Origin of the sequence: Chitinophaga lutea, assembly GCF_003813775.1 — a bacterium.
In the GTDB taxonomy this organism is placed as follows: domain Bacteria; phylum Bacteroidota; class Bacteroidia; order Chitinophagales; family Chitinophagaceae; genus Chitinophaga; species Chitinophaga lutea.
The window spans coordinates 1,052,294-1,079,091 of the sequence record NZ_RPDH01000001.1 but is presented as its reverse complement, the minus strand read 5'-3'; the positions used below and the strand labels follow the sequence as shown (position 1 = coordinate 1,079,091).

Genomic DNA, 26,798 nt, shown 5'->3' with positions numbered 1-26,798 from the left:
TTAGAATGTCACGTTCAGGCCAAAGATCATAGACCAGGTGGGTGGCGTATCCACTGCCAGCGCACCTGCGGATTCGGGATCGAGCCCGTCGTATTTGTTCACATAAGGTGAGAACAGGATGAACGGATCCCGCACCGTTGAATACAACCGTACCGACGAAACGCCCAGCTTGCGGGTGAGATTTTGCGCCAGGTTGTAACCCAGCGCGATGCTCCTGATCTTCAGGTAAGAGCCGTCGTAAAAACTGAGCAGGTTGGCGTTGGGCGAGTTGGTGGTGCCGGCGTTAGGCTTCGGGTAGAAGTTTTCGCCGTTGGTGGGCGTCCAGTACCGGGCCCGCAGGTTGTTGTAGTTGGCCTGGTAAGTGTTGGTGAACGAACCACCGCTCCGGTGCATGTTGCTGATCAATGTACTGCCCATTCTCGCGAAAGCCGCCACGGTCAGATCGAAACCGGCATAAGTGAAGCGGTTGGTCATACCCCCTTCCCAGTCGGGCTGGCCGGAACCTATAAAGATGCGGTCGCTTGAATTCAGTTTTTTATCGCCGTTCACATCGGCTACCTTGATGTTACCGATCACGGAGTTGTTGCCGGTGCCGATGGTCTGGCCCAAAGAGCGCGCCAGCGCGGTATCGGCGGCGGTATTCTGCCAGATGCCGATTTTTTTCAGGTCGTAAATGGTGCCGATGGGCTGTCCCACGAACCAGTTGTTGGCAACGTCCATCGTAACGCCGTTGGCCAGTTGCGTAATTTTGCCGCGATTGAGATAGATGTTGAAATCGGTCGTCCACCCGAAATCATTCCGGCCTTTGGCCAGGATGTTGTTGGAACTGAGCTGCAGCTCAATCCCGAAGTTTTCCGTTTTACCGACGTTGGTCAGGATGGAGTTCGGGATGCCGCTGGTTGCGGGCAACGTTTGTGGCAGCAGCAGGGAATTGGTGAACTGTTTGTACACATCGAGCGTACCGCTGATGCGGTTGTTGAGGATACCGAAATCGATACCGGCGTTGATGGTATTGGTGTATTCCCAGGTGAGGGAAGGATTGGCGATGTTGGCGAGGTAGGCGCCCACCACCATGTTATTCTGACCATAGTTGTACCGGATGTCTGCAAGGCTGCCCAGCGTCTGGTACGGGTCGATGGCTGTATTGCCCGTTTTACCGTAGGTGGCGCGCAGTTTCAGTTGCGACAGGGTGCTGTTGCCTTTCAGGAAACCTTCCTGGCTGATGTTCCAGGCCAGGGCGACGGATGGGAATGCCTCGTATTTGTTGCCCGGCGCAAGGCGGGAAGAACCATCGGCGCGCATGGTCAGCGTCAGCATATAACGGTCGTCGAAACCATAGTTCAGACGGGCCATGTAGGAGAGGATGTCCCAGCGGTCGAGGCGGCCGGTACCTGTCGGGTTGGCCCCGAACTGAGGCGTGTAGTATTCAAGGTAATCCGCCGGCAGTGTGTTATTGCCGAAGCTGTTTTCCTGGAAATACGATTGCTGCCAGCTGTACATGCCGGTAAAGTTGATGCGGTGTTTGTTGGCGATCACCCGGTCGTATGTGAGCAGGTTTTCCAGCGTGAAATTGGTGGAATACCGCGTGGCATTGGCGGAGCGGGAAGGTGCGCCCAACTGGTTGGTGGTGGCGCTGGCGTAGAAGTTGCCGTATACGTCGCTCCGGATTTCGGCCCCTGCATTGAATTTATATTTAAGCCCCTTGAACAGCTCTGCTTCAAAAAACAAGGTGGTGAAGGTGCTGAACCGTTTGCGGTTTTCCACGGAAGCGCCTTTCACGAAGTTGGCGAGCGGGTTCCATACCTGGTTGGCGTTGCCTTCCACATAACCCACGAGATTGCCGGCGCTGTCGTAGGGAACAGACAGTGGGTTGGCTCTCAGTGCCTGCCCCATCGGGTTGGCGTTTTCTCCGTTGGTAGTGGTGAGGGTGTTGAGGGAACTAACGCCGGCGCGCACACGTTTCGAGAATTGCTGGTCTACGCTGAGTTTGAGGGAAAAGCGCTCGAACGACTGCCCGGGATAGATGCCGGTTTCTTTGTAATAGCCTGCGGAGGCGGCGTATTGAGTGTTTTCCGTACCGCCGGTAACGCCCAGCTGATGGTCGGTCATCATGCCGGTCCTGTATATGAGGTCCTGCCAGTCTGTACTGCGCCCGGTTTTCATCGATTCGATTTCCATGGGGGTGAATTCTTCACCTGGATTGTTCAACCGCGGATCATCGAGGCCGGAATATTTACCGGGTGTGCCGTTGATTTTCGCCCATTTTTTAAAAGTGGCGAATTCAGCGCCGTTCATGATGGGAAACTTGCCCCTGTTTTTCACGAAGCCGCCATAACCGCTGTAGGTCACTACCGGTGCGCCCGGTTTGCCGCGACGCGTGCTGATGAGGATAACGCCGTTGGCGCCCCTGGAACCGTAAATGGCGGTGGCGGAAGCGTCTTTGAGAATTTCCACGGAGGTCACATCGTTCTGGTTCAGATCGTTGATGTTGCCGTTGTAGGGAATGCCGTCCACCACAAAAAGCGGGTCGTTGGAAGCATTCACCGACCTGGCGCCGCGGATGAGAATTTTAGGCGTGGCGCCGGGTTTGTTGTTGCCGCCGGATTTCTGCACGTCGATGCCCGCGGCCTGCGCCTGGAGCGCCTGGCTGATATTGGCCACCGGCACATCGCGGAGGGCGCGTTCGTTGATGGACACGATGGAACCGGTGATATCGGATTTTTTCTGTTTGCCGTAACCCACTACAATAACTTCGTTCAGGTCGCTTTTGTCCGGACTGAGCTGGATGCGCAGGTTATCCGGCGCGGTGGCGCCTATTTTGATCTCACGCATGAGATAGCCGATGAAAGTGATACGCAGGGTGGTGTTGGCGGGTACCTGCATCTGGAATGAACCGTCGGAACCGGAGGCTACGCCCTGTGTGCTGCCTTTGATGGCGATGGCGGCACCGGGCAGCGGGTCGCCGGTTTCGGAGGTGACTACTCCTTTTACAACAATGTTTTGTGCTTGTGCGTATAAGGATGGCACGGTGAAAATGGTGCCCAGGAGGAGCAGGGCCTTCAGCCATAGGCCGCGCCGCTGCCGTTGCCACGAAGGCATGACGGGAAGAATGAAAAATTTCATAACGGAATTTTTAAATGAAAGTCTGCGTTTGGTTTCTGCTGATGTGTTACCGGGACGGGTCCCGGCACCGGATAGATGAATTGCTGATCATGGAAATTTTTATGCGGTCGTTGACCGGCAAGCTCAATAAATAAATGGAACGGGATTAAAAGGACTGTCGTAATGCTGCACGTTTATGGAAACGTTTGCAGTATCTATTACATGGAATTTTATTCATAACTGTGGACCATATGGCGTCACACCTGTAATCGGGTTAGAAGTTAAAAAATAGTGTTTACTGAAGTTTACCCCAACGCTGCGAATAAGTGCAATCGTTTGCATCACCTGTGAAAAAATAAAGCGCTCTCACGCTCCCTGTTTGTGGGTACTAATTTCGGGAATTCCGGGCGGCATTTTTGTGCTTTTTTTATAAAAAATGATGCTATTTGATCCATTTGGACTGCTGTGTTTCTGCAGCGGGTAACAGGCCGCCCAGATGCCGCGAGCTGCTACCTGCCCAAGCAAAAGGAGCATATTGCCGGAATTTGCCCTTATATTAGGCGTTGCTCTTTTTAATAAACCATGTTTACATCACCACCTGATTCACTATGAAAAGGAGAAATTTTTTGGAAATAATGGCCATGGGCAGCGGAGCCGTGCTAACCGGCCCGTTGACCGGCTTTTCGGCCGCACCGGTTGCCCCGGTCGTTGCTGAAGAAACAAACCTGTTGAAGGCTGACCTCGTCATCGCCGGCGCGGGTCTCGGAGGCTGCGCTGCAGCATTGGCCGCACTGCGCAACAACCGCACCGTGATCATGACGGAGGAAACCGACTGGATAGGTGGACAGCTCACCCAACAGGGTGTTCCGCCGGATGAGCACAGCCACATCGAAACACATGGCGCTACTCAACTGTACCGCCGGCTGAGAACGGCCATCCGTGAATATTATGTCCGCAATTATCCCCTCACCGAAGCCGCCAAAGCACGTCCTCGTCTCAACCCGGGAAACGGCGCCGTGTCGCGCCTTTGCCACGAGCCTAGAGTGGCGGTGGCCGTGCTGGAAGAGATGCTCGCGCCGTATATCAGCAGCGGGCAACTGGTGTTATTGCGCGAACATGTTATCAAAGGCGCCGATGTAGACGGGAGCCGTGTAAGAAGTCTCCGTGCAGTGAATCTCCGCAGTAAACGCGAGTACACCCTCACCGCGGCTTACTTCGCCGATGCCACGGAAACCGGTGAGTTGTTGCCGCTCACGGGTACGGAATTTGTCATCGGCAGCGAGGCGAAAAAGGAGACAGGAGAACTGCACGCCGGGGAAACCGCAAACCCGGCCAACCAGCAGTCGTTCACCATGTGTTTCGCCATGGACTATGTGCCGGGAGAAAACCATGTGATCGGCAAACCAAAGGAATATGATTTCTGGCGCCGCCACATTCCAGCCCTGACGCCCGCCTGGCCGGGCCCGCTCCTGGCTTTGCATTATTCCAATCCCATGACGCTGAAGCCCACTCAGCTGGGTTTTCATCCGGAGGGCATCAAAACGGGCAACATGCTCAACCTCTGGAATTACCGGCGTATCATTCATAAAGACAATTTTCTGCCCGGCACCTATAAAGGCGACATCACTATCGTGAACTGGCCGCAGAACGATTATATGCTGGGCAACCTGGTGGGCGTTAGCGAAAAAGAATTCAAGCACCATGTGGAGCGGGCCAAACAGCTGAGCCTTTCCTTGCTCTACTGGCTGCAAACGGAAGCCCCACGCCCTGATGGCGGCAAAGGCTGGCCCGGATTGCGACTGCGGAAAGATGTGATGGGCACGGAAGACGGGATGGCCAAATATCCTTACGTCCGCGAGTCGCGCCGCATCAAAGCCGTATTCACGGTGCTGGAAGAGCATGTGGGCAGCCTCCACCGTGCACAGGTCACCGGGCGGTCCACCGGCAACAAAGCCGCCGTGTTCCCGGATAGTGTCGGCGTGGGTTATTACAGTATCGACCTGCACCCCAGCAGTGCGGGCAACAATTATTTCCATCTTGGCTGCCTGCCTTTCCAGATTCCGCTGGGCGCGTTGCTGCCCGTACGGATGGAAAACCTGTTGCCAGCCAATAAAAACATCGGCACCACACACATCACCAACGGATGCTACCGGTTGCACCCGGTGGAATGGGGGATAGGTGAGGCGGTGGGGATGCTAGCCGCCTACGCGCTTGAAAAGAATGTGACACCCCGTGCCGTGCGGGAACACAAAGAACTGCTGGCCGGTTTCCAGGAGCGCATCCGCTCCCAGGGGATTGAAACCGCGTGGCCGGAAAAAGCGGAACAGGCTTCATAACGGAAACGGATATACACAAATGGCGCCTTTCAGCGTATAAAGCACCCACAAATGGGGAATTTAGGCGTATGATGTATGGCACATATTTGTTCTCCCATAACAACAGATGATGAAGGCAGGGCCAACCGTTTTTCCGATCAACGGGGCCCTGGTTTTTGCCCGGAAACATTCCTTAACTATTTCATAATCTTTTCTTCACATTCCGGTTACCCCCCGGCAGTAACATTACGGCCTGAAACAAACCGTACATATGCGCATTCAACCTCTACTTGCACTTTTTTCATTGTCCCTCTTATTTGCCTGTTCGAAAAACGATTCACCGGCTCCCGTAAAGGAAGACCCTGCTACTTTCTCCGAAATCGGCGCTATAGATATCGGGGAGGCGGGCGCCGCGGAAATCACGGCCTACGACCCTCTCACCAAACGCCTCTTCGTAGTTAACAACGGCGGCACCAACCAGATCACCATCATCGATTTCTCCGATCCCGCGAACATGAAAACCCTCTCCACTTCCATCAACGTGAGCGGCTACGGTGCGGTGAACAGCCTCGATGTGCACGATGGCAAGCTGGCCGCGGCCATCGAAGCGATCAATAAAACACAACCCGGAAAGGTAGTGATCTACAGCACCACCGACTTCAAAGAAATAAAAGTCATTCCCGTAGGCGCTTTGCCGGACATGGTGACTTTCAGCCCTGACGGCGCCTATATCCTTACCGCCAACGAAGGTGAGCCTTCCGCCGATTACCTGACGGATCCGGCAGGCACGGTGTCCGTGATTTCGGTGAAAGACAACTATAGCGTCACCAACATCGATTTTTCAGGCCTCGCCTCACAGCAGGCTGCCCTGGTACAGAAAGGACTCCGGATTTTCGGCCCCAACGCGTCACTGGCACAGGACATCGAACCGGAATACGTGACCGTTTCCCCGGATTCAAAAACCGCCTGGGTGACCCTTCAGGAAAACAACGCGATCGCCAGAATCGACATTGCTTCCAAAACCATCACGGCCGTGTTCCCGCTGGGCATGAAGGATTACAATACCGATGCGAACGCGGTAGACCTGAGTGATAGAGACAACACCATCGCCCTGAAAAAAAACAAGGTGAAAGGTATGTACATGCCGGATGCGATTGCCGTGCTGACAACCGGTAACACTCCCTACCTGTTTACCGCCAATGAAGGGGATGTGCGTGAATACACGGCATTCGAGGAAGCCAAAAGAGTGGCCAAACTCAAGCTAGATGCCACCGCTTTTCCGGATGCGGCCGCATTACTGGCCGAAGCGGTGCTGGGCCGGCTGAACGTGACCGGCAAGTCTGGAGACACAGACGGTGACGGCGACTACGACGAATTGCATTCGTTCGGCGCGCGTTCCTTCAGCGTCTGGAACGGTAACTCCGGTGCACTGGTATTCGACAGCAAAAACGAACTGGAAACAAAATGTATCGCTGCCGGCATCTACGACGATGGCCGCAGCGACGATAAAGGTGTGGAGCCGGAAGGCATCGCATTGGGCCGCATCGGCCAGAAAGACCTGGCTTTCGTAGGAATGGAGAGAGCGGACGCTGTGGCGGTGTACGATGTTTCCAATCCCTCGGCGCCTGTATTCCTGCAACTGTTGAAATGTGGCGACGCGCCTGAAGGCGTACTGTTCATTCCCGCGCAGAAAAGCCCCAACGGCAGAAGCTTGCTGGTAGTGAGCAGCGAGAATGACGGCATTATTAAAATCTACAAACCGAATTCGCTGTAACAATATCTCATGCTTAAAACAGAAAGCCTGGTATCTACCGGGCTTTTATTTTTTTTGGAAGATAGATGGTCATTGACAGAAAACAACTGAATGGAAGTATAAAATTGTTTACCCGCGTTCAGTCGGGGATTTTCATTCACCTGTTAGGGCGCCTCCTCCCATATAGCTTTTCACAGGCGGTCACTATCAGAAATGATCGTGCTCACTGGTGTCGGTAAGGATTTTACGCTCTACCAGCGATTTGTGATACACGGAGTGTTTCACATATTTCGGGGTAATGAAATACGAAATGGCCGTCACGATCATCAGCGGGATGAACAATTTGTAACCACCTGAAATCTCGGCCATCAGGAATATTGCTGTGAGCGGCGCATGCATTACACCGGCCAGTACGCCGGCCATGGCGGTGATGATGAAGTTGGGCGTATTCAGCTGGTAAATGCCGGAAAGGTTCACAAGATACGCGAACAGGAAACCGCTGAGCCCGCCCGTGATCATGGATGGGGCAAACACCCCGCCATTGCCGCCGGCGCTGATGGTGAGGCAGGCGCAGACCACCTTGAATACTACCAGCAATACCGTCATCAGTATGATCGCCCACGAATACTGGCTGTAGCTCTGCAGCAGTGAGTGTGCCGTGATGCTGGCGTAATCGCCTTTCAGCAGGCTGGTAATGGTGGAGTATCCCTCCCCGTAAAGCCCCGGCAGTAAGAAGATGATGACGCACAGCGGGATGCCGGCGATCAGCCACCTTTTCCAGTTCATACTCCTTTTTTCGAAATAACCTTCGATGAAGTCGACCTGCCAGGTGATGTACACCGATACGAGCCCGCAGAAAACGCCCAGCAGCACGTAGAAGGGAATGGCCGGTACGTTCCAGCTTTCGCTGGCCACAAAAATGAATTTGCCGGGATAGATCAGTTGTGAAACAACGGTAGCCGTGGCTGTGGAAATCAGCAGCGGTATGAAAAAGGGAATGCTGAAGTCGAGCAGGAATATCTCCAGCACGAAGATGATGCCGGCGAACGGGCTGTTGAATACGGCCGCGATGCCGCTGGCGGTGCCGCAGGCCAGTAACAGAACGGTGTCTTTCGCGGAAAGCCGCAGGTCGCGCCCGGTGTTGGACCCGATTGCCGCTCCCGTGGCCACAATAGGGGCTTCCAGCCCAACGCTGCCGCCAAAGCCCACGGTCAGGGCGCTGGTGAGAATGTGGCCGTAAGTATGCCGCTTGTCGATACGGCCTTTGTTGGTGACGATGTTGTGAATGATAAAGCCCACACCGCGACTGAGCCGGTTGCGGAAAAAGCGTGTCAGCAGCAGGAGTGAGATGCCTGTTCCGATCATCGGCAGGATGGCGGAGAGCCAGTTGCTGTCCATCCAGTTGTTCATGAGTTCCACGCGGTGCTCAAAAAACTGGACGCTGACTTTCAGTAATACGGCGGCCAGCGCCGCCAGTACTCCAACGATAAAACTGAGGATGATAAGAAAGTTTCGATGAGAAGTGTACCTGGTGCGGTACCGGCCTATTTTCACCAACAGCCTGTAAAACTTGTTGCCGGATATTTCCATGGCCCTAAAATACGCATACAAAACGAAAACCCCGGCAAGTGCCGGGGCTTTCATCGATCTATAACAATTATTGGTAAGTTCGGAAAACGACTTTCTCCACGATCACGCCGAGCTTTTTGAGCGAGGCATTGTCGGAGCGGAATTTCTTTTCACCCGTAAACTGATCGTACAGTTTCGGGTCGCCGCTGTTGACGGCGCGGAAAAGGATCTGCACGCCTTTTTTATCCATGGCGCCGCCTTCCCAGCTGTCTACCACCCCGCCGTTCGTCCATTCGAAACCATTCACGCGGAAGGCGCGGGCATTGACTTTATTTACTTTTTCAATCGGGTCGCCGGGTTTGATGCCGAAAGGCGATTTCCATTTGGAGCGTTCCTGTGTGAAGATGATGGTTTTGGAAGAGTCGGCATTAAAAATCACCTGCATCTCATTTTCCGTATCCGGGTACACATACCAGGCCTTGCCGGCATCATTGCCGTCGAGGCCTGTGGCATCGCGGAGCTCGAGGTTTTCTTTGCCATAGAGCGTGGCCAGTTCGTCGGGTTTGGTGATGGAGAACACACTACGCACTTCCCAGTTGCGGGTATCTTCCACCGGTGCGGCCGATGTAGCGGGTGCTGTAGTTGTGGTTGCGGCAGCAGCGGGTTGCGTGGTGCCGGGCGTATTGGCAGCAGGCGGTAATGCATTGGTGTTGATCACGGCGGGCTGACTGGCGGGAGGCGCTACCATCACTGAAGTGACCTGAGGGATGGCGCCGATGCGGATCAGTTCGGCTTTTTCTTCCTGCAGCGTTTTGGCTTCGTTCTTGTTTTTATTCACGATGTAAGTTGCCAGCGGGAACACGTTGCCCGAGCTCACATTCATGGCGCGCAGATTGGCGATGAGGGTCTGGCGGTTACAGTCGCTGTACTGGTAGAGGAATTTCAGCGCCGCATCGAGGGCCGCCGGGTCTTTTTTGAGCTCCATCATGGTTTTGTCCACTTCCAGCCCCCCTGACCCAGATCTGCTCATCTGCTCCGTCACAAACACCAGGGCGGGGTCGTTCCTGCGCTGGAATTGTGTGGCCATTTTAGCAGAAATGTCCTCCACGGCGGACTCAGACAGCTTCTGGGCGCTGGCAACCGCGGGGAACGCGAATAAGAGGAATAAAAGGAACCGTTTCATGCAAGATTGATTTATAGCTGGATGTATATAACGTATGTCAGTATCACTAAATTATGCAATATTCCCAATTCAGGAGCAAATAGCAGGCCAGCTGCTGATTTTCCCTATCGCGTAAATGAAATTTCCGATTGGAGTTGCCGCCCCTGCCGCCGCCGGCTACATTTGTCGCAAAAAATAAGATACAATGCATTACAGATCATTGATGATTGCAGCGATACTGGTACTGGCCGGTTTCCGTGTCTCCGCCCACGCCCTCTGGATTGAAACCAGCCCCACCGGCAAAAAAGGACAGCCGCAGGAAGTCCGGGTGTTCTGGGGGGAGTTCGGCGACAAGGATATTTCCCCGCTCGATAAATGGTTCTCCGATACCAAAGCATACACCCTGTCGGTGATCACCCCGGATAAAATAGTCATTCCCCTCACTTCCACACCCGGGAAAGACCATTACAAAGCTTTCTTCACCCCTGAATCGGACGGCGTATACACCGTTGTGATGATCCATGCGGTGAAAGACGTTTACCACGGCAGCCGCCTCGATTACCATTCCAGCGCGGCCGTGCTGGTAGGCAATACGCCCGGTGATGGTGCCGGCAAGACCAATGCCAACCCCCTGAAAGTGGAAACCGCCGCCCGCGCCAAATACAAAGTGAATGAGCGCATCAAACTCGGCGTACAGGCAGATCAGGCACCCGCCGGCTCCAGTGAGGTGGAGGTGATCGCACCGAACGGCTGGATCAAAAAACTGTACACAGACAGCACCGGCACGGCAGCCTTCACACCCCTCTGGCCCGGCCGATACATGGTGGAAGTGGCAAAAACGGAAAAGAAAGGCGGCGACCATCACGGCAAACCTTTCGAGGCCATCTGGCGCTGCGCGACATATTGTATTGAAGTAACGGAAAAATAAACGGGATACGGTGACTGTTATGGGCAACAAGGCGGTACATATCTCTATTAAAAAAGGCGTTCCTGACAGGGAACGCCTTTTGTTTTTTATCACGGTCGGTTATTTTCTCAGCAGAGCGGTGGCGCACCAGAGCAACGGCGCCTGTCCGTGCATATCGCCGGTGAGGCGTTTGCGGTCGAGGTAATACTGATGGTTGTTTTTGGCGTTGGTGCCTTCGCACACATCGGTAATGTCGTTTTCCGCATTGATATAAGTGATCAGCTTCAGCCAGGCCTTCCGGGCGGCGGGGCCATAAGTCTTCGCATCGAGCCAGCCGTTTTTGACGCCGGTGATCATGGCGAAGGTGAACATGCCGGTGCAGGATGTTTCCGGCCACGACTGCGGATCGTCGATCAGCTGCCGCCACATGCCGTCTTCGGCCTGGTATTTCAGCAGGCTGGCCATCATCGTTTTATAGGCGGCCATGATGCGGGGATAGTTCGGGTTGTCTTTCGGCACGGAGCGCAGCAGCTCGCTCATGCCGGCTGCCATCCAGCCATTACCGCGGCCCCAGAAGTAAGGCACATCCGGGGAATGGTAGAAGAGGCCGTTGGGCTTCTGCAGGGAGTCAAGGTAAAACACCATCTCGTTGGCCGCCTTGTCGATGTAAGAACGGGCGCCGGTAGCGCGGGTAGCCTGCGACTGAACGGCGGTGATCATAAACATATCGTCTATCCACAAGCGCGTTTGCCAGGAATATCCTTTGTTATAAAAGCGGTGAGAGGCTTCGGTAACACGTTTCCCTTCGGGCGGGCCCCACTGCTTGTCGGCCATGCGTTTACCGATGGCGAGGTAGCGTGGATCTTTCGTTTGCTGGTACAGCTCCAGCGGCACGGAACCGAACACGGTGTAGTCCACGTGATCGGGGATGGGGATCAGGGTGTCGCGCGCGCCTAACAGCGGTTCGAAGCGGGCGGCAAGTTGTTGCAGCAGGGCTTTGTCGTTCCGCTCTTTGGCAAAAGTGAGTGCGCCGTACCAGGTGCAGGTTTCCGGGTAAGTGATCACCCTCGGCGGCACGGGGCGGCCGAAGTTGGGATGCGGGGATGCCACAAACCGGCTGGCGATGCGCTGGCCTATTTCTTCGGGAGTGGCGCCTTTGGGAAATTTCTTCAGGTCGCCGGACTGGGCATGGGCGGCGGCAGCGGAAAAAAGCATGGCCGCCGCTGCAAGGCCATGAAAGAAGGTGTTTGTTTTCATATCGTGAACTGGAATTTTACTGCTACCAAGTTATGCAAACGTTTGCTCAAATACAAACGCCTCCCGAAATAGGGGTGCGTAGAAACACGCATTGTTGGAAATCAGCGGTTTTACTGGTGTTTTTCCGGTGGGTGCGGCCTACTTTTGTGTTGCTAGTCTGAATAATTAAACTGTTTGTTTTCCCACTCCCTTTAGTGAATGCGCATTCCCCGATGCGCATTTTTTTTGCCCGGTCGCGGCGGTTCTAAGTGCTACGGCCTTTTGTTGTCACTAGCGGCTATCTGCTAATTAATCCGGGTTGTAAATGTGATGTCCCTTTTTGTTCGTCGCTGCTGTATGCCGGCCTGATGCAACAGACCGTTATTGCCGTCAGAAAAGACACGCATCCCGCCGCATCTCTCGCCAACGGTGGCCCTCCCGGGCTCGCTTCGGAGAGGCTGTATTGTATTTGAACTGGCCCATCTGCCTCATAGAGCCAACCTGGTCTACCATTATCAAAGGCATGCATCCCGTCATTTCTCTTATCAATGGTCACCTGCCGGTCTCGCTCCAGAGAAGGACATTCTTTATTTGAACTGGTTCATCTGCTCGTTGAATAAGCCTCTTTCACCTTTACAAAGGGCATGCATCCCGCCATTTCTCTCATCAACGGTCGTTCGCCCGCCCTCGCTCCTGAGAGGGAATTCATTATTTGAACCGGTTCATCTACTCGTAGAACAGGCCCCATTCGCCGTTACAAAAGGCATGCATTCCTCCATTTCTCTCATCAACCGTCGTCTGCCTGCCCTGCTTCGGAGAGAGCTTTGTTTAATTTGAACCGATCCCTACTCATCGAACAGGCCGCTACTACCGTCATCAAAGACATGCATCCGCCGTACCTCTCATCAACGGTTGGATGTGTGGCCGGCACGGGAGGAAGTCTGCCCGCTGTTCGGACCGGCCTTTGGTCTGCCGTCAGGCGGCGACCGGTCCTGTTCCTCCTGAATAACGATTTTATATTCCTCCGATACACATAATTTTCTATTTTGTACCGAGAAACCGGAAACATGAAATCGATCAAATACTGGAGTCTGGTCATATTGCTCCTGGCTTGCGGGTTTTCTTCCCCCGCACAATTCTTCAAAAAAGGCGACCGCGTTTGTTTTGTGGGTAACAGCATCACCCACAACGGGGACTACTGGCATAACATACAGCTGTATTACGCCACCCGCTATCCCCAACTGGGCGTTCAGTTTTTTAACTGCGGCATTTCCGGCGACGTGACGGGAGGAATTCTCCGCCGGATGGACCATGACATTCTCATTCACCGACCCACCTGGGCCGTAATCATGATCGGCATGAACGATGTGAACAGGCCTTTGTATGATGCGAAACGGAAAAATGAAGAGGGCATCAGGGAAAAACAACAGGCGGCGCTGGCCGTTTACCGCAGGAACCTCGACAGTATCATCCGCATCTTCCACAATAAAGGTATCCGCGTGGTACTGCAAACACCGTCGATTTACGATCAGACGTCCAAGATGGCCGGCAACAACCTCTTCGGCGTCAACGATGCATTAAAGGTCTGCGCGGGATATGTCAGGGAGTTTGCGGCGAAAGACAGCCTCACGGTGGTCGATTACTGGGCCATGCTCACCAAGCTCAATGCGGAAGTACAGGCCACGGATTCCACCGCTACCCTTATCAGCAAAGACCGTGTGCATCCTGCCGGCGTGGGCCACCTGCTGATGGCCTGGGAATTCCTGAGAACCATCATGGCGCCGGCTGCGGTGGCCTATATTACGGCTGATCAGTCGGAAAAGGGGAGCCAGGCCAAGAGCCAGCAATGCACCATCACGAACTTCACGAGGAAGGACGGGCTGATCCGGTTCACCGCCCTTGAAAAATCGCTGCCCTTCCCCGTGCGGGCGGATCAGCAGCCGGCCGTTGAACTGGTGCCGTTCGCAGAAAACCTGAACCGCGAAATCCTGAAGTTCAATTACCTCGTGCCCGGCAATTATACGCTGACGATCGATGGGGTGGAGATGGGCTCCTTTTTTTCGGGAGAACTGGAAAGAGGGCTGAACCTGGCGCTGTTGCAGCAGGCGCCGCAATATCAGCAGGCGCTCAAGGTACAGGCCCTGCTGCAGAAAAGCTGGCAGCTCGAAGGACAGATCCGCGCGCTGCGGCTCATCGAGCACCGCTACATCAACAACCTGCCGGGTAGCAACAACCTGGAAACGGTGCGCCGTTTTTATGATACCGCCCATGCCCATAAACCGGACTCGGATAATGTAAGGAAGATGTTCGTGTCGTACCTGGAGAACAAACCGAAAGAAGCGGATTTGATCCGCCGCTGGCAGCATTCGCTGGATTCGCTGCCGTTGCTGAACAAGCCGGCGCCGCATGAATATGTGCTGAAGAAAAACTGAGCCGTTATTTCCGGGCGTCGTTCACTTCAACCCAGTAACCGTCCGGATCCTGGAGGTAAATTTGTTTGACGCCGTCTACCCGCAGTGTGATCTTCTTTTTTTCACCGGCCCAGTTGATGTATTCCATGCCGGCTTTATCAAGCCGTGCAATGAATGCTTCCACCGAAGGCACGCTGAAACAGATATGTGTATTACGGTCGCCCTGCTGTTTTGCCTTTGCGCCGGCGATCAGGTGCAGGTGGCTGGCGGGGCCCACGGCGAACCAGGTGTGCTTGCCGTCGTGAAAGGGCTCGGGGATCGTATCGAGGCCGAGCAGGTCGCGGTAAAAGGTGGTGGCCTTTTGCAGGTCCTGCACATACAGTGCAAGGTGGTTCAGCACCGGGCGGGTTGGCGACTGAGCTTTAACAACCATAACGCCGCAGGAGAATAAAATGAGCAGAATGAACGTTTTCATACGGTACAATATACAGCAGCCGTTTTAAATGAACAATCCCGGCAACGGGGTGTTTAAGCTGCATGTCCTGATTTCTTCCCATATCTTTTCCGGATCTTTAAACACCTTATTATGAAAAACCTGCTGCTTTCCTGCTGCTGCGCACTTTTATTACTGACCGCCTGCAGCAGCAACGACGATGCACCGAACGTGCCACTTTCCAAATTACAGATCACCCATGCATCGCCCGGCAACAGCGGCCTCGACCTCACGATGGACGGCCTGCGCGTCAACAACATCCCGTTTAATTACCTCGCCAACTCCGGCTATCTCGACGCATATGCCGGCCAGCGGAAATTTACGGCCAACCCGGCGGGAGGCAGCGGTGTGCTGGTGGAACAGCAACTCCAGCTGACGGCGGACAAACGTTATTCCATGTTTTTGTACGACAGCGGGGTGAAGATCAAAACGCTGTTCCTGGAGGACGTATTCCCCAATACCGAAGCCGGGAAAGCCCACATCCGGTTTTTCCATCTGGCGCCGGACGCCCCCGCAGTCACCATCGGTTATGTGAGCGGCGGCACCTTTACACCTGTTTTCTCCAACCGCTCCTTCGAAACGCAGGCCACCGGCACCCAGAACCAGGGCTTTACGGCAGTGGCGGCGGCCACCTATACGATTGAAGTCAGAAGGGCCTCCGACAACATGGTGGTGTTTTCACGGCCGGGCGTGCCCCTGTCGGAAGGCAAGATTTACACATTCTATGCCCGCGGCCTTATCAATTCCGTAACTACACCACTGGGTGCGGAGGTGATCATTAACCGGTAGCTTCATTGGAGCCGACGGAGGCAGTAAGGTAATAGTCCTTGATCGCTGCGATGGGGGATATCTCCCCGTGCGAGAGGTGCCATACCAGTTTCATCAATTTTATCACGCCGAAGGAAAATTCCTGACTGCAGGGATTGTTAATCCGTTGACTATCGCATCGGGATAGAACGTTATTGCGGTTAAGCTTAGAACTTCCTGCACCAGAGATGTGATGCCCGGCTGATCGATTTACTTGGAAGGAAATCATCAATCGCATCTAATTAGTGGACTACCGCAACGGGATTGAACATAGTTGGCGGCTTCTGTCTCCATCCCCCTGAACGACCATGCCAGTCTCATCAATTTACCAGGGAAACCATCCACCAGAAACAGCATTACCATCGCCCTTCACGACTGGATCTGGATATTATTGCAAGCACGACGCTGTTTCCCTTCAGCCAGGCCCGAAATCGCCCTGGCTGCCACAATCATTTTACGCTACGGACTGGAAGCCCCTTCCGCCGTCCGGGTTTATTTCCGGTTGTACAACGGCGCCCGCTGCGGCAGGTGCAGCGGGACGATCAGCAGAATAGCCATACAGAAAGCCCCGGCGATATAGTAGATCGCACTGCGCAGTGCGGCCGACGGCTCTCCGCCCGCTTGATGGATGTCCACCATCTCGTCGAACCAGGCCAGGGAAAAATACAGGGAGAGGAACAACATCAGCAAACCCGCGATCATCCGCGCATAGGTGCGCCGGAAGAAGAGCAGGCCCAGGAAAAGCACCAGCATCACCAGTGCGGTGACAAGGTTGTTCCGTATGCCGGCGGCATCGAAGGCGGGGCTGTTATAAGCTGAATATGCTATGCATAAAGACAGGAAAATGAAATACAAGCACGGTAAATAATGTTTCAGTATCACTCCTAATTTCATGGGGTCGGGATTAAATACTGTAATTTATACCGCTTATCCCACTTTTCCTATAGCATTTTTGTGCCTATTTTTGTTGAATGAGTGCACCTGTCCACCTCGTTGGGATTTCCGGAAGTCTGAGAAAAGGATCTTATAACACGGCATTATTAAAAGCGGCGCTGGAGCTGCTGCCGGAAGGCGTTACCGCCGAAATTGCCGATTTTTCCGCTGTACCCGTGTATAACGCGGACCTCGATACCGGCGACAGGCCGGAGCCGGTGCGGGCCTTCCGGGAAACGCTGGCCCGGGCGCAGGCCATCCTGATCGTTTCGCCGGAATACAATTACTCCATCCCCGGCGGACTTAAAAACGCCATCGACTGGGCTTCCCGTGGCCCTGACGCTCCCCTGCTGCACAAGCCCGTAGCGCTCATGGGTGCCACCCCCGGCATGTGGGGCACCGTGCGCATGCAACTGGCTTTTAAAGCCGTTTTCCAGTTCCTGGACATGAAACAGGTGGTTAAACCGGAAGTACTGGTGGCCCAGGCCTCCGGGAAATTCGACGCCGAAGGCCGGCTGATCGACGACAAAACGATCGACCTGGTGCAGCGGGCATTGGTGGCCCTGCGCGACCTCACTTTACAATTGCATAAATAATAATAGTGGCTAAATGGCTAATTTCGCCGCACAATTCAGTTAATACTCTATGGCAAACAGCATGTATGAATTCGGAATGATCGGCCTGGGCGTGATGGGGCGTAACCTCCTGCTCAATATGGCCGACCATGGTTTTGCCGTGATCGGGTTCGACAAAGACACCGAAAAGGCACAGGCCCTTGAAACCTCCGCCACCGCGGGCACCCGCGTAAAAGGCGTGGTATCCCTCGAAGAAATGATCACCCAGCTGCAGAAACCCCGCCGGGTGATGATGCTGGTGCCGGCCGGTAAACCGGTAGACGATGTGCTCGAATCCCTGAAACCTTTACTGGAGCCGGGAGACATCGTTATCGACGGAGGAAATTCCCATTTTACAGACACCCTTCGCCGCGTATCGGCCACCAAAGCGGCCGGTTTCCATTTCATGGGCGTAGGCGTTTCGGGTGGCGAACAGGGCGCCCGTACCGGCCCGAGCATTATGCCGGGCGGCGACCAGGAGGCTTATGCACATGTGAAGCCCATGCTGGAAGCCATTTCCGCCAAAGTTGACGGCGAGCCCTGCGTGGCTTACCTCGGCAAAGGCGCCGCCGGCCACTACGTGAAGATGGTGCACAACGGCATCGAATACGCCATCATGCAGCTCATCAGCGAAAGCTACCGCCTGCTGAAAGCCGCCGGCCTCAACAACGACCAGCTCCACCAGGTGTACAGGGAATGGAACGAAGGCGAAATGCAGTCTTTCCTCCTCGAAATCACCGCCGACATATTTCTGCAGAACGACGATAAATCCGGTCAGCGCCTCATCGACGTGATCTCCGATAAAGCCGGCTCCAAAGGCACGGGCAAATGGACGTCACAGGAAGCGATGGACCTCGGCGTACCCGCCACGATCATCGACACGGCGGTGGCCATGCGTACTATTTCGGCCTTTAAAGACGAAAGGGTGGAAGCGGCCAAAGTATATGCCGAGCCTAAAATCCCGGTATCCGCGGAAACCGGCCTGTTCATCTCCCAGGTGAAAGACGCCCTGCAATTCGCCACCATCATGTGCTACGCACAGGGCATGGCGATGCTGCACAACGCTTCCGCCGCGCACCAGATGGACATTCCCTTACCGGAAGCGGTGAAGGTTTGGCGAGGCGGCTGCATTATCCGCTCGGCGCTGCTGGGCACCTTCTACACGGCGCTCAAAGAAGCACCGGATGCGCCCAACCTGCTGCTGAACAAAGCCGTGGCTGAAATTGTAAAAAGCAAGGAGCATAACACCCGCGCCGTGATCGTACAGGCGGCACAGGCCGGCCTCCCGGCTGCAGGGTTTATGGCCGCCCTTTCTTATTTCGATGCATACCGTACCGAAAAACTGCCCACTAACCTGGTTCAGGCACAGCGGGACTATTTCGGCGCGCATACCTATCAGCGTATAGACATGCCTGGCAGTTTCCATACTTCCTGGCAACACCATTCATAATTTTTTCATTTTTTATGCAACAACATAAACGCCCGCCTGCCTCGATCCTGTTTATCTTCGGCGGTAGCGGGGACCTGAACTACCGCAAACTGACGCCCGCACTCTACAACCTCTTCCTCGACGAGTGGATGCCGGAACATTTTGCCATCGTAGGGATAGGCCGTACCGAATACAGCAACGAAAATTACCGCAGCCATTTACAGGAAGGCATCACCAAGTTCTCGCGCCGTAAAGCGGAAGCCAACGGGCATTACAAGGAGTTCTTCGATCATGTGAACTATCTCCAGCTGGATGCGGGCGATGTCAAATCGTACCAGCGCATCGCGGAATATGTGCAGACGAAGGAAAAGGAATGGGGTACCCATCCGAACGTGATCTTTTACCTGGCCGTAGCGCCGCAGCTGGTGCCCTCCATCGCGCAGGAGCTGGGTACGCTCAACCTGTGCAAAGACAAAAGCACCACCCGCATCGTGATCGAAAAACCTTTCGGCCACGACCTCGCCAGCGCGCATGAGCTCAACGACCTGCTCTCCGGCCTCTTCGCGGAAGAACAGATTTTCCGCATCGACCATTACCTCGGTAAGGAAACGGTGCAGAACATCCTGGCCCTCCGCTTCGCCAACGCACTTTTCGAACCGGTATGGAACCGTCATTATATCGATCACATCCAGATCACGGCCGCCGAAAGCGTGGGCCTCGAAGGCCGCGGCGGTTACTATGAGCACTCCGGCGCCCTGCGCGATATGGTGCAGAACCACATCCTGCAGCTGATGTGTATGGTGGCCATGGAAGCGCCCGTTTCTTTCGACGCCAACGAGATCCGTAATAAAAAAGTAGACGTGCTCAACGCCATCCGCCCCATCAAAAAGGAAGATGTGCATGAAAGCGCGGTTCGCGGCCAGTACGGCGCGGGTTGGATGAAAGGGAAACAGGTGACGGGCTACCGTGAAGAAAAAGGGGTAGACCCGGTATCCAATACCGAAACCTACGCCGCGGTGAAGTTTTATGTCGATAACTGGCGCTGGCAGGGTGTGCCGTTTTACGTGCGCACCGGTAAACTGATGCACCAGAAATCGACGCATATCACCATCCAGTTCAAGGATGCGCCCACTTTCGCGTTCCCTTCGGAAGCCGCGGAATCCTGGCGCTCCAACCGCCTGACCATCAGCATCCAGCCGGAAATGGATATCCGTATCCGCTTTCAGGCGAAACGCCCCGGTCAGACCATGACGCTCGACCCGGTGAACATGACTTTCAACTACGAAGGCTCCGACGATCATACGCCCGAGGCATATGAAACGCTGCTGCTCGACGTGATGGAAGGAGACGCCACCCTCTTCATGCGGGCCGACCAGGTGGAAGCCGCCTGGAAGGTGATCATGCCCATCCTGGAGACGTGGGAAAACCGCACTCCGCAAGATTTCCCGAACTACGTACCGGATTCGTGGGGACCGGAAGACGCCGATGCGCTCATTGCGCGCGACGGCCATTCCTGGATCAACCTGCCGCCGGCCAGATAATATTTGTTACTGCCAGCAGGCCGGTGAACGCCGGCCTGCTTAATTTATACCATATGGAACTGCATATCGCAAAAGACACGCAGCAACTCAGCGAAAACCTGGCCGCCTTCATCAGCCAGTACATCCAGGAAGTGCTCCAGCAACAGGACCGGTTTACCTTCGCCCTCTCGGGCGGCAATACGCCGAAAGCCCTGTACGCGTTGCTGGCCAAAGAGCCCTACGTGAACATGATCGACTGGAAGAAGGTGCATTTTTTCTGGGGCGACGAAAGGGCCGTACCTTTTGAAGACAGCCGCAATAACGCCCGCATGGCGTATGATGTGCTGCTCGACAAGGTGGGCGCCCTGCCGGAGAATATCTTTGTGATGCGCACCGACATCGAGCCGGAAGCGGCCGCTGCGGAATATGAAAAAACGCTGCACGAATATTTCGACGGCAAACCGAATACGTTCGACCTGGTGCTGCTGGGCATGGGCGACGACGGCCACACGCTGTCTCTCTTCCCCGGCCTGCCCATCGTGCACGAGCGCAAGGCCTGGGTGAAAGCCTTCTGGCTCGAGGCGCAGGCGATGTACCGCATCACGCTCACAGCCCCGGTCACCAACCTTTCGGCCTGCGTGGTGTTCATGGCCACCGGCGCCGGCAAAGCCCTGACGTTAAAGAGCGTGATCGACGGCGCTACCGACCCCGATAAATTCCCTTCCCAGCTCATCCGTCCCGAAAACGGGCAGCTGCACTGGTTTGTGGACGAAGCAGCCGCGGAAGCGCTGCAGGTATAATACTTTGCGGATTAGGAATGCCGGCTTGCCGATAATCAGTAATTTCGGCTTCGTAAAGCGGTTTGCGCCAATTTTTTTCAGGCGTGCCGAGAGCACCGCATTTCCTAATCCGTAATTTTTTGCGCCCGTGCCCAAAATACTCATTCTTTTTGCCCACCCGGCCTTTGAACGGTCACGCATACACGCCCGGCTGCTGCAGGCGGCCGCTACCGTCAAAGACGTGACCATCCGCGATCTTTATCAGTTGTACCCCGATTTTGACGTACTGCCGCAGGTAGAACAGGCGGTGCTCGAGCAGCACGACATCATCCTCTTTCAACATCCTTTTTACTGGTATAGCAGTCCCGCCCTCATCAAACAGTGGCTCGACCTGGTGCTGGAGCATGGCTGGGCATACGGCAAAAACGGCACCCGCCTGCAGGGCAAACACATGATGAATGTGCTTTCCATGGGCGGCAATGAAGCCGCCTACACGCCGCAGGGCCACCACGGGCATTCCATAAAGGAATTCCTGCTGCCGTTCGAACGCACGGCGGGGCTTTGCAACATGAACTACCTGCCGCCTTTCCTGGTGCACGGCTCCAATACTTTAAACGATCAGCAGCTCGGCGAATACGCCGCGCGTTACGTGCAACTGCTGGAACAGCTGAAAACGCCGCAATTGGGCATTCCTCAACCATAACTGAAAACTGCGTATGTCGAACGAATCATTTTTTTACCAGGCGTTAGTGTACCTCGCCACCATGGTGGTATTTGTGCCGCTGGCCAAAAAGCTGAACCTGGGCTCGGTGCTGGGTTATCTCATCGGCGGTATCATCATCGGCCCGGCGCTGCTGGGGCTGATCGGGCATGGCGGGGAAGACCTCATGCACTTTGCGGAGTTCGGGGTGGTGATGATGTTATTCCTGATCGGCCTCGAGCTGGAGCCTTCGCTGCTCTGGAAGCTGCGTGCGCCCATTCTCGGGCTCGGCGGGCTGCAGGTAACGGTAACGGCCATACTGATCGCGGGCCTCGGTTTTATGCTGGGGCTGCGGTGGAACGAGGCGCTGGTGCTGGGCATGATCTTGTCGCTGTCGTCTACCGCGATCGTATTACAGATATTGAATGAAAAAGGGCAGATGGGGTCCGCGGCTGGGCAAAGCGCGTTTTCCGTGCTGTTGTTCCAGGATGTGGCGGTAATCCCGATGCTGGCCATTTTCCCGTTGCTGGGGCCTGAAGGGGCGGCCGGAACGGTGGAAGACGGGCAGTCGCTGATCGCGCATCAGCCGGCCTGGGCCAAAACGCTGATCGTGTTCGGCGCGGTGAGCGTACTGGTGGTGGGTGGCCGCTATGTGGTGAAACCCATCCTGCACATTGTAGCCCGCACCCGCCTGCGCGAATTGTTCACAGCATCGGCGCTGCTGCTGGTAGTGGCTATCGCGGTACTGATGACGCTGGTGGGCCTGAGCCCCGCGCTGGGCGCATTTCTGGGCGGGGTAGTGCTCGCCAACAGCGAATACCGTCATGAACTGGAAAGCGACATCGAACCGTTCAAGGGATTGCTGCTGGGCCTGTTTTTTATCGGCGTGGGCGCCACTATCAACTTCGATCTCATCCTGCAGCAGCCCTGGCTGGTAAGCGGCCTCGTGGCCGGCATACTCGTGCTGAAATTTTCGGTGCTGGCCGGTTTGGGCAAGCTGTTCCGTCTCAGCGGTGAACAGAACCTCCTCTTTGCTTTTGCTTTACCGCAGGTGGGTGAATTCGCCTTTGTGCTGTTTTCGTTTTCGAAACAATCGAAATTACTCCCGGTAGAACTGATCGATATCATGATGGCCGTAGTGGCCATCACCATGGCGCTGACGCCGCTGCTGATGCTGGCTTATGAAAAAGTGATTGTGCCGCGATTCGGCTGCACGGCCAATAAAGAAGAACGTGAGCAGGATGCGATCGATGAAAAGAACCCCGTGATCATCGCCGGCTTCGATCATTTCGGGACGGTGGTAGGCCGTTTCCTGCGCGCCAGCGGGGTGCATTCCACGGTACTTGATCTGGATTCCGACCGGGTAGACCTGTTGCGGCAGATGGGCCTGAAAGTGTATTACGGCGATGCGGCGCGTTTCGACATGCTGAAATCCGCCGGGGCTGAACAGGCGCGCCTCATCGTGATCGCCATGGCGACACCGGAAAAGAACCTCGAAGTGGTGGAAACGGTGAAAAAACACTACCCGCATCTGCAGATGCTGGTGAGGGCGACTCAGAACGCGGACGCTTTCGACCTGATGAATGCCGGTGTTCTCCACATCTACAGGGAAACCATCGATACCTCTTTACGCCTCGCCTCCGACGTACTGGAAATGCTGGGCCGCCGCGCCTACCAGTCACAGCGCGCGGCGCGCATGTTCCGCCGCTTCGACGAAAAATCACTGAAAGGCCTCGCGGCTTACCGCGACGATAAACAATACGTGAACGTAGCCCGCGAAAGAATGGAAGAACTGCAAAAACTCATACAGGCGGATGCCTACACGAACATGCTCATCCGTGATGCGGGCTGGGACCGGGATAATGCGGAGGAAAGGAACTGATCAATGCGGCGTTGAGGGCGGCGGCGGGTTCTTCTTACCTTCTTCTTCCAGTTCGGCCAGTTTCTTTTTACCGTAAGCCAGCCGGGTAATGAGCACGTACAGCACCGGCACGCTGAAAATGGCCAGCACCGTGGCCGCGAGCATACCGCCCACCACCGTGAAACCGATGTTGACGCGCGAAGCGGCGCCGGCTCCTTTGGCCAGCGCCAGCGGCATAACGCCCAGGATGAAGGCGAACGACGTCATCAGGATGGGCCGGAAACGGAGGCTCACCGCTTCGAGGGTGGCCTGGATCAGGGGCATCCCCCTGTCTACCCGCTCCTTACAGAACTCAACGATCAGAATGGCGTTTTTGGCAGACAGCCCGATCAGCGTGATCAGGCCGATCTGCGAATAAACGCTGTTGGCTTGTCCGGATAGCCACAGGGCGACAATTGAGCCGAACAGGGCTACCGGAACCGCCAGCAGTACAGAGAATGGGACAGACCAACTTTCGTATAACGCAGTGAGCAGCAAAAACACGAAGAGGATCGACAACGCGAAGATCATCGTGCTTTTATTGCCTGCTTCAATTTCCTGTTTGGAGATATTCGACCATTCATAGCCGAAGTTGGCCGGCAGCACTTCCTTCGACACTTCTTCCATCGCCTTGATGGCATCGCCGCTGCTGAAGCCGGGTTTACTGGTGCCGCTGATTTCTGCCGAACGGTACAGGTTAAAGTGGTTGATCACCGGCGCGCCCGCGCCCAGTTTGGTGGTGATCAGCGAACTGAGCGGCACCATTTCTCCCTGCTGGTTACGCACATGATAGAATTGCAGGTCGTTCACCGTTTTACGGAACGCCGTATCCGCCTGCAGTACCACGCGGAAGCTTCTCCCGAAGCGGGTAAAATCATTCACATAGAGGCCGCCTAAGAATGTCTGCAGCGCGCTGAACACATCGTTTACCGCCACGCCCATCTGCTTGCAGCGGTCGCGGTTCACCTCCACGTTGAATTCCGGGGTGGTGGAGCTGAAGAATGCATACGCCCGGGCTATTTCAGGCCGTTTGTTGGCGGCCATCAGGAGGTTTTGCAGCACTTTGGTGAATTCGGCGATGTCTGTACCGCTGCGTTGCTCCAGCACGTAGGTGAAGCCGGTGGAGGTGCCCATGCCGCGCAGGGTAGGCGAGGGCAGGGCCAGCGCCGTGGCTTCTGTGATCTGCGCCAGTTTGCCCTGGATGCGGCCGGAAACGGTGCCCATATCGTCGCCCTTCGCCAACCGTTCGTCCCAGGGTTTGAGGTTCACGAAGAAGGTGGCGGAGTTGGGTTTGATGGCATTGGCCACGAAGTTGATGCCCGACACGCCCATGAAATGCTGCACGGCGGAATCGGAGGCGAGGATGGTGTTGATGCGCTCCACCACCTCGCGGGTGCGCACGGAAGAGGAAGCGTCCGGCAGTTCCACCACCAGGAAAAGCGCGCCCATATCTTCCTGCGGCACAAAGGTGGTGGGTACTTTTTTGAACAGGATAAAGGCCGTTCCGAACAGGATGCCCAATAATATCAGTATGAACGCAGTTTGTTTGATAGCCCGCCGTACGCCATGGGTATACTTTTCGGTGAAGCGGGTAAACCAGCGGTTGAATTTGTAGTGCAGTTTGTTGAGGCCCCTGGAGTTTTCATTGAGCTGCGAAGGGCGCAGCACCACGGCACAGAGCGCGGGGGTGAGCGTCAACGCCAGGAACGCGGAGAGGATCACGGAAAATGCGATGGTCAATGCGAACTGCTGGTACAGTTTGCCGCTCACGCCGGGAATGAATGCCACGGGCACGAACACCGCCGCCAGTATCAGCCCGATGGCGATCACCGGCGCCTGCACTTCCGTCATCGCGCGGTAGGTGGCTTCGAGCGGGCTCATGCCGTTCACGTCGATGTGATGCTGCACGGCTTCCACCACCACAATGGCGTCGTCCACCACAATCCCGATGGCCAGCACAAAACCGAATAGCGTCAGCGTATTGATCGAAAACCCGAGCAGGGTGAAGAAGATGAACGTGCCGATAAGCGAAACGGGGATCACGAGCACGGGCACCAGCGTGGCGCGCCAGCTTTGCAGGAAGAGGTACACCACGAGTATCACCAGCAGCATGGCCTCGATAAAAGTCTGCACCACTTCCCTGATGGAAATCTTCACGAACGAAACGGTTTCGAACGGCACAAGCCAGTTCACGTCTTCGGGAAACGACTTCGCCAGTTCCCTGAATTTGTTTTCCACGCGCTCGGCCACGTCGAGGGCATTGGCGCCGGGAGCCAGGTAAATGGCCATGCCGGTGCCGGTTTTACCGTCCGCCTTTACTTCCACGGCATACGAGAAAGAGCCGAGCTGCTGGCGCGAAATGTCGCTGAGGCGCACCAGCGACCCGGTTTGCGGATTGGTGGCCACGATGATGTTGCCGAATTCTTCCGATGTCAGCAAACGGCCTTTGACTTTTACGGTGTATTCGAATGCCTGTCCTTTACCGGCGGGTGGGGAACCGATGATACCGGCAGGCGCCTGCGTATTCTGCTCCTGTATGGCGCGGGCCACGTCGGCCGGCGTGATGTTGAGCGCGGCCATCTTGTCGGGGTTCAGCCAGATGCGCATGCTGTAATCCTGCGAAAAGGCGTTCACGTCGCCCACACCCGGTACGCGGGCCAGCTCGGGTTTGATATAAATATTGAGGTAGTTGTTGAGGAATTCCGAATTATGCGTGCCTTTGGGGGAGTTCAGCGCCACCACCATCAGCATGTCGTTCGAACGTTTTTTGGTGGTTACACCCACTCTCCGCACGTCATCCGGAACGGCCGGCAGCGCGAAGTTCACGCGGTTCTGCACGTCGAGCGCGGAGATGTCCGGGTTGGTGCCGATCTCGAACGTAACGGTGATGCTCATGGAACCATCGTTGGCGCTGACCGACTGTATGTACATGGCGCCGGGCGTGCCGTTCACCTGGTTTTCGATGGGCGTGGTCACCGTTTCCTCCACGGTGGTGGAGTTGGCGCCGATGTAGTTGGCCCGCACGTCCACCACCGGCGGCGCAATATCCGGCAGCTGCGCAATGGGCAGGTTGATCATGCAGATGAGCCCTACAATCACCAGGATGACCGCAATCACGATCGTTGTGTTCTTCCGTTCTATGAATGTTTTAGAGATCATGCTGCGCCG

General features: G+C 55.4%; 18 protein-coding genes. 11 read left to right on the top strand and 7 right to left on the bottom strand.

Features of this window, described 5'->3' with window-relative positions; all coding sequences use genetic code 11:
• Window positions 1-3,123: a SusC/RagA family TonB-linked outer membrane protein gene (locus tag EGT74_RS04135; protein ID WP_220392807.1), complete on the bottom strand. Its 3,123-nt coding sequence runs from the start codon at window positions 3,121-3,123 to the stop codon at window positions 1-3.
• 587 nt (window positions 3,124-3,710) lie between these two features.
• Here EGT74_RS04135 and EGT74_RS04130 point away from each other — a divergent pair.
• Together EGT74_RS04130 and EGT74_RS04125 are read left to right on the top strand one after the other, a co-directional pair.
• Complete coding sequence (locus EGT74_RS04130) at window positions 3,711-5,438, top strand: FAD-dependent oxidoreductase (RefSeq protein WP_123845264.1); 1,728 nt, start codon at window positions 3,711-3,713, stop codon at window positions 5,436-5,438.
• A gap of 250 nt (window positions 5,439-5,688) precedes the next feature.
• Entirely contained in the window at window positions 5,689-7,191 is a 1,503-nt protein-coding gene (locus EGT74_RS04125; protein WP_123845263.1) for a choice-of-anchor I family protein, read from the top strand.
• A 186-nt stretch (window positions 7,192-7,377) separates the two neighbouring features.
• Here EGT74_RS04125 and EGT74_RS04120 read toward each other — a convergent pair whose 3' ends face one another.
• Together EGT74_RS04120 and EGT74_RS04115 are read right to left on the bottom strand one after the other, a co-directional pair.
• Window positions 7,378-8,760: a chloride channel protein gene (locus tag EGT74_RS04120; RefSeq protein WP_158617996.1), complete on the bottom strand. Its 1,383-nt coding sequence runs from the start codon at window positions 8,758-8,760 to the stop codon at window positions 7,378-7,380.
• A gap of 67 nt (window positions 8,761-8,827) precedes the next feature.
• Window positions 8,828-9,922: a hypothetical protein gene (locus EGT74_RS04115; RefSeq protein WP_123845261.1), complete on the bottom strand. Its 1,095-nt coding sequence runs from the start codon at window positions 9,920-9,922 to the stop codon at window positions 8,828-8,830.
• A 184-nt stretch (window positions 9,923-10,106) separates the two neighbouring features.
• Here EGT74_RS04115 and EGT74_RS04110 point away from each other — a divergent pair, with 184 nt between their 5' ends.
• Window positions 10,107-10,829, top strand: a complete 723-nt coding sequence (locus EGT74_RS04110) for a hypothetical protein (RefSeq protein ID WP_123845260.1) — start codon at window positions 10,107-10,109, stop codon at window positions 10,827-10,829.
• Between the two features lie 99 nt (window positions 10,830-10,928).
• Here EGT74_RS04110 and EGT74_RS04105 read toward each other — a convergent pair whose 3' ends face one another.
• Window positions 10,929-12,065 carry a glycoside hydrolase family 88/105 protein gene (locus EGT74_RS04105; RefSeq protein ID WP_123845259.1) on the bottom strand — a complete coding sequence of 379 codons (1,137 nt, stop codon included), beginning with the start codon at window positions 12,063-12,065 and terminating at the stop codon, window positions 10,929-10,931.
• 1,046 nt (window positions 12,066-13,111) lie between these two features.
• On the opposite strand from EGT74_RS04105, the gene EGT74_RS04100 reads away from it, so the two are divergent.
• Entirely contained in the window at window positions 13,112-14,476 is a 1,365-nt protein-coding gene (locus tag EGT74_RS04100; protein WP_123845258.1) for an SGNH/GDSL hydrolase family protein, read from the top strand.
• 4 nt (window positions 14,477-14,480) lie between these two features.
• Here the strand turns inward: EGT74_RS04100 and EGT74_RS04095 are convergent, their stop codons facing one another.
• Window positions 14,481-14,930 carry a VOC family protein gene (locus tag EGT74_RS04095; protein WP_123845257.1) on the bottom strand — a complete coding sequence of 150 codons (450 nt, stop codon included), beginning with the start codon at window positions 14,928-14,930 and terminating at the stop codon, window positions 14,481-14,483.
• Between the two features lie 111 nt (window positions 14,931-15,041).
• Here EGT74_RS04095 and EGT74_RS04090 point away from each other — a divergent pair, with 111 nt between their 5' ends.
• Window positions 15,042-15,737, top strand: coding sequence for a DUF4397 domain-containing protein (locus EGT74_RS04090; protein ID WP_123845256.1), 696 nt, complete (start codon window positions 15,042-15,044; stop codon window positions 15,735-15,737).
• Between the two features lie 510 nt (window positions 15,738-16,247).
• Here the strand turns inward: EGT74_RS04090 and EGT74_RS04085 are convergent.
• Window positions 16,248-16,649 (bottom strand): hypothetical protein, encoded by a 402-nt coding sequence (locus EGT74_RS04085; protein WP_123845255.1) that lies wholly within the window; start codon window positions 16,647-16,649, stop codon window positions 16,248-16,250.
• Window positions 16,650-16,726: 77 nt separating this feature from the next.
• Between EGT74_RS04085 and EGT74_RS04080 the strand changes: the two genes are divergently transcribed.
• The 6 genes from EGT74_RS04080 to EGT74_RS04055 all read left to right on the top strand — a co-directional run bounded on the left by EGT74_RS04080 (window position 16,727) and on the right by EGT74_RS04055 (window position 23,612).
• Window positions 16,727-17,284 (top strand): NADPH-dependent FMN reductase, encoded by a 558-nt coding sequence (locus EGT74_RS04080; RefSeq protein WP_123845254.1) that lies wholly within the window; start codon window positions 16,727-16,729, stop codon window positions 17,282-17,284.
• 61 nt (window positions 17,285-17,345) lie between these two features.
• The gene (gndA, locus tag EGT74_RS04075) at window positions 17,346-18,752 is read left to right on the top strand and encodes an NADP-dependent phosphogluconate dehydrogenase (RefSeq protein WP_246008115.1); all 1,407 of its coding nucleotides are present in this window, start codon (window positions 17,346-17,348) and stop codon (window positions 18,750-18,752) included.
• A 14-nt stretch (window positions 18,753-18,766) separates the two neighbouring features.
• Window positions 18,767-20,272 carry a glucose-6-phosphate dehydrogenase gene (gene zwf, locus EGT74_RS04070; RefSeq protein ID WP_123845252.1) on the top strand — a complete coding sequence of 502 codons (1,506 nt, stop codon included), beginning with the start codon at window positions 18,767-18,769 and terminating at the stop codon, window positions 20,270-20,272.
• Between the two features lie 53 nt (window positions 20,273-20,325).
• A complete protein-coding gene (gene pgl / locus EGT74_RS04065) occupies window positions 20,326-21,051 on the top strand; it encodes a 6-phosphogluconolactonase (RefSeq protein ID WP_123845251.1) in 726 nt (241 codons plus the stop codon).
• 127 nt (window positions 21,052-21,178) lie between these two features.
• Window positions 21,179-21,733: a glutathione-regulated potassium-efflux system oxidoreductase KefF gene (kefF, locus tag EGT74_RS04060; protein WP_123845250.1), complete on the top strand. Its 555-nt coding sequence runs from the start codon at window positions 21,179-21,181 to the stop codon at window positions 21,731-21,733.
• A 13-nt stretch (window positions 21,734-21,746) separates the two neighbouring features.
• Window positions 21,747-23,612, top strand: coding sequence for a monovalent cation:proton antiporter-2 (CPA2) family protein (locus EGT74_RS04055; protein WP_123845249.1), 1,866 nt, complete (start codon window positions 21,747-21,749; stop codon window positions 23,610-23,612).
• Here the strand turns inward: EGT74_RS04055 and EGT74_RS04050 are convergent, their stop codons facing one another.
• Window positions 23,613-26,789 (bottom strand): efflux RND transporter permease subunit, encoded by a 3,177-nt coding sequence (locus tag EGT74_RS04050; RefSeq protein ID WP_123845248.1) that lies wholly within the window; start codon window positions 26,787-26,789, stop codon window positions 23,613-23,615.
• Between the last annotated feature and the right edge of the window lie 9 nt (window positions 26,790-26,798).

What these genes read in the sequence shown, in the direction of transcription:
- EGT74_RS04090 (WP_123845256.1), top strand. Translation starts at nt 15,042, where the DNA reads ATGAAAAACCTGCTGCTTTCCTGCTGCTGCGCACTTTTATTACTGACC.
- EGT74_RS04080 (WP_123845254.1), top strand. Translation starts at nt 16,727, where the DNA reads ATGAGTGCACCTGTCCACCTCGTTGGGATTTCCGGAAGTCTGAGAAAA.
- EGT74_RS04050 (WP_123845248.1), bottom strand. Translation starts at nt 26,789, where the DNA reads ATGATCTCTAAAACATTCATAGAACGGAAGAACACAACGATCGTGATT.
- EGT74_RS04110 (WP_123845260.1), top strand. Translation starts at nt 10,107, where the DNA reads ATGCATTACAGATCATTGATGATTGCAGCGATACTGGTACTGGCCGGT.
- EGT74_RS04135 (WP_220392807.1), bottom strand. Translation starts at nt 3,123, where the DNA reads ATGAAATTTTTCATTCTTCCCGTCATGCCTTCGTGGCAACGGCAGCGG.
- EGT74_RS04095 (WP_123845257.1), bottom strand. Translation starts at nt 14,930, where the DNA reads ATGAAAACGTTCATTCTGCTCATTTTATTCTCCTGCGGCGTTATGGTT.
- EGT74_RS04100 (WP_123845258.1), top strand. Translation starts at nt 13,112, where the DNA reads ATGAAATCGATCAAATACTGGAGTCTGGTCATATTGCTCCTGGCTTGC.
- EGT74_RS04055 (WP_123845249.1), top strand. Translation starts at nt 21,747, where the DNA reads ATGTCGAACGAATCATTTTTTTACCAGGCGTTAGTGTACCTCGCCACC.
- EGT74_RS04085 (WP_123845255.1), bottom strand. Translation starts at nt 16,649, where the DNA reads ATGAAATTAGGAGTGATACTGAAACATTATTTACCGTGCTTGTATTTC.
- gndA (WP_246008115.1), top strand. Translation starts at nt 17,346, where the DNA reads ATGTATGAATTCGGAATGATCGGCCTGGGCGTGATGGGGCGTAACCTC.
- EGT74_RS04115 (WP_123845261.1), bottom strand. Translation starts at nt 9,922, where the DNA reads ATGAAACGGTTCCTTTTATTCCTCTTATTCGCGTTCCCCGCGGTTGCC.
- EGT74_RS04130 (WP_123845264.1), top strand. Translation starts at nt 3,711, where the DNA reads ATGAAAAGGAGAAATTTTTTGGAAATAATGGCCATGGGCAGCGGAGCC.
- EGT74_RS04125 (WP_123845263.1), top strand. Translation starts at nt 5,689, where the DNA reads ATGCGCATTCAACCTCTACTTGCACTTTTTTCATTGTCCCTCTTATTT.
- EGT74_RS04105 (WP_123845259.1), bottom strand. Translation starts at nt 12,065, where the DNA reads ATGAAAACAAACACCTTCTTTCATGGCCTTGCAGCGGCGGCCATGCTT.
- zwf (WP_123845252.1), top strand. Translation starts at nt 18,767, where the DNA reads ATGCAACAACATAAACGCCCGCCTGCCTCGATCCTGTTTATCTTCGGC.
- pgl (WP_123845251.1), top strand. Translation starts at nt 20,326, where the DNA reads ATGGAACTGCATATCGCAAAAGACACGCAGCAACTCAGCGAAAACCTG.
- EGT74_RS04120 (WP_158617996.1), bottom strand. Translation starts at nt 8,760, where the DNA reads ATGGAAATATCCGGCAACAAGTTTTACAGGCTGTTGGTGAAAATAGGC.